This window comes from Nostoc flagelliforme FACHB-838, assembly GCF_014698065.1.
Lineage (GTDB): Bacteria > Cyanobacteriota > Cyanobacteriia > Cyanobacteriales > Nostocaceae > Nostoc > Nostoc flagelliforme_B.
In genome coordinates this window covers 1-6,922 of the sequence record NZ_JACJSI010000312.1, presented here as the reverse complement: position 1 = coordinate 6,922, position 6,922 = coordinate 1, and the positions used below count along the sequence as shown (strand labels likewise).

Below are 6,922 nucleotides of genomic sequence, written 5' to 3'. Positions count from 1 at the left end.
TTTCTGGCGCACAGTGGAATGTTGATAGTGTTAATCACATCCTCTCTATTCGTTGTGCTTATCTCAATGGTTTATTAGCTATTTGAGTCTTTCTGCCAAAAGTGGATGCTCCCGTTAATCTTATCCATTACTGCCTATTTATTAGCATATTGGACGTATCTTTCATCCTGTCTACCTGATTCTTTGGACTGGGGTCAAGCTGCTTTTCTTGCACTATCTACTTTTTTACCTCATTTAGTCTTGTCTCTATTAGTACTAAATATTGAACGGCTTCGACCCTTAGCACTTAGTCATGGAATTGACATTACTATTTCCAGGTGCAAGATATGAGTAAGGCACGTTTACGAGCTTCGCCTGCTTTAGCGTTAGCGGTAAGCGAAGCCATGCCGTAGGCTTATTGCCTGTTCAATTGCATCAGATGGAATCGCAGTTTCTAAGGCTTTGAGTACCATACCTGATTCGACCAGAGGTAAGACTAGCGAGAATTCTTTGAGTTGCATTCAATACTAGTATATTCAGGAAATAACCCTCACTTTACCTGATTTGGGGCTTAACCGAACTGTATTGGCCTTACCAGATGTAGTTGTATCATTGATTCGTGCAGATTCAGGTGATCGCCTTTTCGATTATTTCAAACCCGAAGCGTAAAAACATCTATTATGTGCTAATAACCGGCTCTTAGAACACCGATTCACTAATAAAACGCGAGGTTGAAAAACCGGATTTTTAGGTCCTTTCAACCACAGTTCCTTTCTTGTGCCTAAAAGAAACCCGAGTTTTTCGTCATGACTCTGAATACTGAATCGGTGTTCTAGCCGTCAGTACCGACCTTTTTTGTTGACGCTTCAGCACTCCTATCGCACCAAAAGCACCAAGGGCTAAAATCCCCAAGTTGCTCGAAGATTCAGGAACGGACTTAGCCTCAATCGCTGCCAGTGCAGCATCTGCTATCACCTTATGACCAGCGGTCGTTGGATGAAACCCGTCCCATATGAGAAACTTGTTGTTACCTGGGTTACATATATCTGGTCTAGATAAACAAGACTCGGTTACATTCGTAAAACCTAATGCACTTGCCTGATTAAATAAAGAATAAGTATCAATAGAGATGATGTTGAGATTCTGGTTTTGGCTCAAAGCGCTCACAGTTTCTGCTAAACCTAAGTTAAACTCATTAGTCGATTTGCTAAGAGTTGTAGGGTTACGATTGTTGATTTTAGCTGCTGGCAGCTGTCCCAAGTCTGGCAAGTTAAACACCAAAATATTTTTTGCGCCAACTCCTACCAGAGTATTCAACGCCAGGGATATATTACTGATTGGCGTGCTAGAGTCTTCGGAGTTGAGAAAAAAGAAATCATTCGCACCTCCCCACAATGTATAAAGTGCATCTGGATCAACAGTTTGATTATTTGCCTGCATAGTTGCAGCAAAACCAAGAACTTGTTTGAGTAGTCCCGGTAAATTTGAATTGGAAACGACAGCGTTACCTAAACCAGAGCTAGAACCACCGAAAGCAAAGTTTATCCCTTGGGTAGGGATTGGTGTAGGAGGAATAGTAGCGAAATCGATATCAGTCAATAAAGTAGGCTTTAACCCTAACTGATTTCCGACATAATCTACCCAGAGTGGTCCATCGGAAAAACGTCCTTCAAAGTTAGGTGGGCTTACAGGGTATGTTTTACCCGTAGCATTGTATATATTGCCTGTATCCGAAAGACTATCGCCAAATACATAAAGCTGATCAAAATTCACAGCCGAGGCTTTGGTCGGCAACATGAAAGAAAATAGAACAAATCCTACCGCTACAGCTTGTTTTTTCATATTTGTTTTACCTGTAGTATTTATAATTTGTTTAAAAGTAATGAAAGAGCGGTAGTCTAACAACTTGTCTCTGACTTACTTTAAAACTAAGTATGCCTTTTGAGTTAATTTACGTTTTTTACTTAGCTATGCCTCAAAAGCTCATCAAGCATAGCTAAAAAAGCTGTAAATACTTAGATTTACATTTTTTTGATCAAAAAGTATATTACATTGATTAAAAAAATTATATTACAAATAAACAGTAAACTTTCTATGCTAAAAGGTAGATATTATACAGCTTTGTGATTGCTATCAACTGACTATGATGGAATCAAGGCTGCATAAGCGTAATCTGTTGTAGGCATCACTTTAGTTTTAACTTCGCTTTAATTTCAAAGCTTCAGTAGCGAATGGCACTAAGAAAAGCTCTAAGCTATACAGGGATAAAGGGGCGCTACAGATTTCAAAGCTATTAAACAGTGTCGGGACGAGGCAGGCGATTGTTCTTGATGAAGTGTTGCGTAGTTTACCGCCGTAGGCATCGCTAATGAAGTTTGCTCCCGGCGTAACCGCCCGCTTTGTTGGGATGCCTGCGGCAGTAAACTACACTGTGCCAACTCTAGACAGTGCAAAAATGTTCGAGTTGTCCAAAAAAAATTTAGGTAGCAGATAACTCAACTATTACTGATTTTGTCTTTGGAGGTAGCGTATCGCTTGGGGCTGTTTTAGTCATGCAGCCACCTCCATGACCAAATCATCAGGTACTTCAAAAATCCCCAACCGCCCAATGTAAGAGGGTGTTTGAAAAGTCCTCCAACGTGTGTTTCACTACCCTGTCCACCGAAAAACTGCTACGAGAGAATCGGAGTTTTGGATTTGAGATCGCGCCCCTGAGTCACACTTGAGGCTTAAGCCGACCCTTTTCAAACATCCTCTTATGTAGGATAGAAAACCAGCGTCCGCAATTCAATACTTTCTCTAGCTGGGGCATCTGGTGGGCTTGTTGGGTCATCAAACGCAGTATGAGCAGGAAACCTCGCCCGTCCGTCAATAGCCGAGTCAAAGCACTTAAACAATAGTGCCTCCGAGGGTTGCATTTGGGGTAAATAGAACCATTGATGTGTTGGATTATAGGTTATTAAGTAGCTTTGACCAACGTAATCACGGTACACGAGGTCACTAGCTACTAAGTCTGTTGGTGCGATACTAAGTACTTAAGCAAAATTAATTGTATATTATGTAAATAGCAATTTGAAATATTTTCTTGGTAACAAGAAGGTCAAAAAATGCGATTTATTAAAGATTTAACTATCGATACAATCAAATTACTTAACAGAATATATAAACAAAGTTCTCATTATCAAGTAAAACAGAGAGCGCACTGTATTTTATTGAGCTATGAAGGAAAAACAATTTCGGAATTGATGGAAATTTTTCAAGTCACCCGAGGAACCATATACAATTGGATGAATGATTGGGAAGAATACAGATTGTTAGGACTATATAATCGCCCAGGACGAGGGAGGAAACCAATTTTTAATGAAATTCAAGAGCTACAAATCAAAGAGTGGGTAAAACAATCACCAAAAAATTTAAAAAAAGTATTAGTTCAAATTGAAGAACTCTGGGGAGTCAGAGTTAGTAAAGATACAGTAAAACGGATTTTAAAAAACTTTGAAATGACATGGAGAAGATTTAAAAGGGGATTAGCAGGAGAGCCAGACCCACTGGAATATAAAGAAAAACACGAGGGACCCACTGTTCTAAAACAACAAGATAAATCTGGAGAAATTGATTTAAGATATTTAGACGAAACCGGATTCTGTTTAACACCTTATATACCTTATGGATGGCAAGAAAAAGGAGAAAATATTAAAATTGACAGTAGTCGTAGTCGTCGCCTAAATGTACTAGGATTAATGAATAGTGATCGAGAATTAGATGCCTATATATTTGAAGGAAAGATTACAAGTGATGTAGTTATCTCTTGTCTTGATAAATTCGCTGAAAATCTCCAAATAAAAACTATTGTCGTTATGGATAAAGCGTCTTTTCACACAAGCAAAAAAATCCAGCAAAAAATTAGCGACTGGCAAGAGAAGAAATTAGAAATATTTTGGCTACCATCCTACTCCCCTCAATTAAATTTAATAGAAATTCTTTGGCGTTTTATGAAATATGAATGGATAGAAATAGATGCATACTCTAGTTGGTCAAATTTAGTTAGCTATGTTGAAAAAGTCATTAGAGATTTTGGAGAAAAATATGTAATTAATTTTGCATAGGTACTTAAAAGCGTCGCACACGGCTAATGGTGACTCATAAACTGGGGCGATTGGTCGCCAAATGTTAATTAAAGCAAATCTTTGCCGTAGCAATTCATCAATGTTATCTATCCCCCTCAAGGTCAATTCCTTACGTGCGCGAGTATAGCCAGATTTGGCTGTTACGTCGTTATGTACACGCTTTATCGGCTCACTGATCCTGCTTTCACTGGATAAAGAGCGTTGAGCGTTACGGAGAGTGTGATCGAATATCACCACCTTTTGGGCACCTGTTACCTCTTTCAAAAGTTGCTCGGCTTCAGGATAATAGACACGAAGAATCTCATCTTCGTCATAAAAATTGCGGACACTGCTATGAGCTACAACTTGTCTAAAGCCCTGTCGATCTAGGGATATGTCTTGTGAAACCGCCTGTATATCATAGATTGGCATCAAGTGTGTCTCGAACTTCCGGTTGGATTGTGGAATGCCTGGTGGTGGTTCATAGGCATAGATTACAGGTTTTTCTGCCATTGGTGTAAAGTAAGTAAGGAATGTCTCAACGTGCGGCAGGTCAAGTAAAAAACTACTGTCTAGGCTCATAAAACATCCTTTTTCAATATAGTTAAATACTTAAATTTGAGTAGTTATAAGCTGTTTGTCCCGTTTGAGTGAGCGGACTGGTCGTATTTTAACAGTGAATTCTGTTGTTTTGAATGCTTGGAATCCCCAATTAATTGGTTAGTGTTAAACACTCATTAACAATCGCACACCATAAACATAGACGCGCTATCATTGTTAACCCAAACCTGCCACTGGTCCAGATACCCATAACGAGTAAGGCTCACCATCAGCAACGCCGACAGAAAAACCAATTGTTTTGAGATTGATTGGATTAAATAAGCTAAGAGCCTGATTAGGAGAGGCTTTGAAACAAAGGTATAATTTTCTGTGACAAAAGTGATAGAGCGGTATAAAAAGCAAATGGTGAATAAAAAATGGGCAGTTAAACGATTGACAGTAAATCTCACGTCAACAGAAATAGAGAAATTGTCACAATACTGTGCAAGAACAGGAAGACCCTTTAACGATGTAATTCGGGAATTACTGCGTTCTTTAAAGGTTGAGAGTGAGGAAGCATCGGAAATTTTGCCAGACTCTGAAGTTTCAGAATTAGCTCGGCTTCAAAAATAAGCCAATTAATGAAGAACAGGATATTACAGGACTGTTTACAAGACTTAAATGATGCTTGAGGAATTAACGTCAACTGGTTTAGTCGAATGGCAAATCACGCCATCCATTCAGTCCACTGTGGGGCATCGACAAGCAGTTGAGCAAACTTGTCAGGGTCAAGATCCTCAAACTCCAGCATCATGCCGCAACGCTCATCAATCGTTAGAGTGCTGAGCAATTCCTTTACTGCATCAACCCCATTCTCTACACGTTCAATCGCTAACTGAGCATAATATTTAACCCGCTTCCACCAAGAATCACTGAGTTCTGCATCTGTGTCCATACCCCCCCAATTATTACTTCCATCTTCATTAAAAAGACTGCATGGACTCTGTACCACGTAAAATTTTTAGTTTTCTGCCCAACTCCTTATTCCATCGAATAGACGCAATTAAGCTTTTATCGATAATCATTAATTCATTACCCAGTTCACCAATTGAATTAGTAGACATAATACACTAAGATTACTAATTTAATTAGTAAGGAAAGACAAAACTATCCAATTAAAGTATGACTGCGATCGCTCACAGTCTTGGTAATGCAATTAAAAAGGAGTGAATAAACACAGAATGCCAAACCTCAGACCTTGCAAACGATCTTTTACTAGGGGATATGAACAATAGTCCTAGTAAAAATCGTCGATGTAAGGGCGAGGGCAACGGTTCTATTTACTGGCGCACCATTACCAAAAACGGTAAAGATTACCCCCAGGCTTATTATCACTGGCAGGAGAACGGGCAGAAGAAAACCAAGTATATTCCCAAAAAATTACTAGGGGATATTTAAGAAGCCAACGCCGCTAAACGCCCTGTTGCAGAGATATTGCAGATGTTAGGCGTTGCAATCAGCCCTAGTAATTTACTAGGGGACAAGCAGATAAGCCCTAGTAATGAAGGTTTAGAGATAAACCCTAGTAATGATATCTCCCCTAGTAAAATGCGGCGAAATAAGGGGGAGGGCAGTGGGAGCATCCACTGGCGAACGATTACTAGGAATGGCAGAGATTATCCCCAGGCGTATTATCACTACGAGTTCTGGAGCGAGGGCGATCGCCTTGTGAAGTCAATGGCCTTGTGAAGTCATCAAAGTAAGTAGCTAAACAAAATTAATTACACAAAATTAAGCTATAAACCCCTTATCCACACTAGATCCTCATGTGTAAATAATTATGTGCGATTACTTATATTCCCAAGCGTTTACTGAAGCGCGTCCAGCAGATAGAACAAGAGAAAGCGGCGGTTAAAGAGATATTGGGCGTTGCATAATAGAGGGATGAATTGAGGTCATTTACTGTGCAATGTCCATACTGCGACTCTACTGAAATTAGAAAAAATGGTAAACGAAGAGGTAAACTTTCATCACATTTGCGTCAATTGTGGTCGTCAATTTATCGATGTTTACAGTCCACCAAAAGGATACTCAGATGAAATCAAGCAAGAATGTTTAAGGTCATACGTTACCCGGATTTCTCACGAAGCTGGAGAAAAGAGGAGTCAAAAACTGCCAAAATATCTATTGCACATGAATTCCAGCAGTTTTAAGCATGACCCCTCAGAAAACAGATTGTATACCGGAACAGTTCAAATTTAAACCTGTATTGTCATGTCCAGTCGTAGTTAATTTCA

General features: G+C 39.4%; 9 protein-coding genes and 1 pseudogene. 5 read left to right on the top strand and 5 right to left on the bottom strand.

The annotated features are described in order from the left end of the window. Nucleotides 1-365: 365 nt before the first annotated feature. The 3 genes from H6G97_RS55105 to H6G97_RS41975 all read right to left on the bottom strand — a co-directional run bounded on the left by H6G97_RS55105 (nucleotide 366) and on the right by H6G97_RS41975 (nucleotide 3,005). A complete protein-coding gene (locus H6G97_RS55105) occupies nucleotides 366-500 on the bottom strand; it encodes a hypothetical protein (RefSeq protein ID WP_277883424.1) in 135 nt (44 codons plus the stop codon). 283 nt (nucleotides 501-783) lie between these two features. Beyond that, nucleotides 784-1,821, bottom strand: coding sequence for an SGNH/GDSL hydrolase family protein (locus tag H6G97_RS41980; RefSeq protein WP_190946480.1), 1,038 nt, complete (start codon nucleotides 1,819-1,821; stop codon nucleotides 784-786). A 914-nt stretch (nucleotides 1,822-2,735) separates the two neighbouring features. After that, entirely contained in the window at nucleotides 2,736-3,005 is a 270-nt protein-coding gene (locus H6G97_RS41975; protein ID WP_338421960.1) for a CmcJ/NvfI family oxidoreductase, read from the bottom strand. An 81-nt stretch (nucleotides 3,006-3,086) separates the two neighbouring features. On the opposite strand from H6G97_RS41975, the gene H6G97_RS41970 reads away from it, so the two are divergent. Then, nucleotides 3,087-4,085, top strand: a complete 999-nt coding sequence (locus H6G97_RS41970) for an IS630 family transposase (protein WP_190946479.1) — start codon at nucleotides 3,087-3,089, stop codon at nucleotides 4,083-4,085. On the opposite strand, the gene H6G97_RS41965 is transcribed toward H6G97_RS41970, so the two are convergent. Beyond that, nucleotides 4,020-4,667 (bottom strand): CmcJ/NvfI family oxidoreductase, encoded by a 648-nt coding sequence (locus tag H6G97_RS41965; RefSeq protein WP_190946478.1) that lies wholly within the window; start codon nucleotides 4,665-4,667, stop codon nucleotides 4,020-4,022. The genes H6G97_RS41970 and H6G97_RS41965 overlap by 66 nt on opposite strands. A 348-nt stretch (nucleotides 4,668-5,015) precedes the next feature. On the opposite strand from H6G97_RS41965, the gene H6G97_RS41960 reads away from it, so the two are divergent. Next, nucleotides 5,016-5,258: a CopG family transcriptional regulator gene (locus H6G97_RS41960; protein WP_422394267.1), complete on the top strand. Its 243-nt coding sequence runs from the start codon at nucleotides 5,016-5,018 to the stop codon at nucleotides 5,256-5,258. A 94-nt stretch (nucleotides 5,259-5,352) separates the two neighbouring features. On the opposite strand, the gene H6G97_RS41955 is transcribed toward H6G97_RS41960, so the two are convergent. Then, a complete protein-coding gene (locus H6G97_RS41955; protein ID WP_190946477.1) occupies nucleotides 5,353-5,580 on the bottom strand; it encodes a hypothetical protein in 228 nt (75 codons plus the stop codon). 329 nt (nucleotides 5,581-5,909) lie between these two features. Between H6G97_RS41955 and H6G97_RS53990 the strand changes: the two genes are divergently transcribed. From H6G97_RS53990 to H6G97_RS41945, 3 genes and pseudogenes are all read left to right on the top strand, one after another. Next, nucleotides 5,910-6,083 (top strand): hypothetical protein, encoded by a 174-nt coding sequence (locus tag H6G97_RS53990; RefSeq protein ID WP_242055961.1) that lies wholly within the window; start codon nucleotides 5,910-5,912, stop codon nucleotides 6,081-6,083. 42 nt (nucleotides 6,084-6,125) lie between these two features. Further along, nucleotides 6,126-6,374: a hypothetical protein gene (locus H6G97_RS53985; protein WP_242055960.1), complete on the top strand. Its 249-nt coding sequence runs from the start codon at nucleotides 6,126-6,128 to the stop codon at nucleotides 6,372-6,374. A gap of 215 nt (nucleotides 6,375-6,589) precedes the next feature. Next, nucleotides 6,590-6,755, top strand: a pseudogene (locus H6G97_RS41945) (IS1/IS1595 family N-terminal zinc-binding domain-containing protein); the annotation flags it as partial. Nucleotides 6,756-6,922 lie beyond the last annotated feature (167 nt).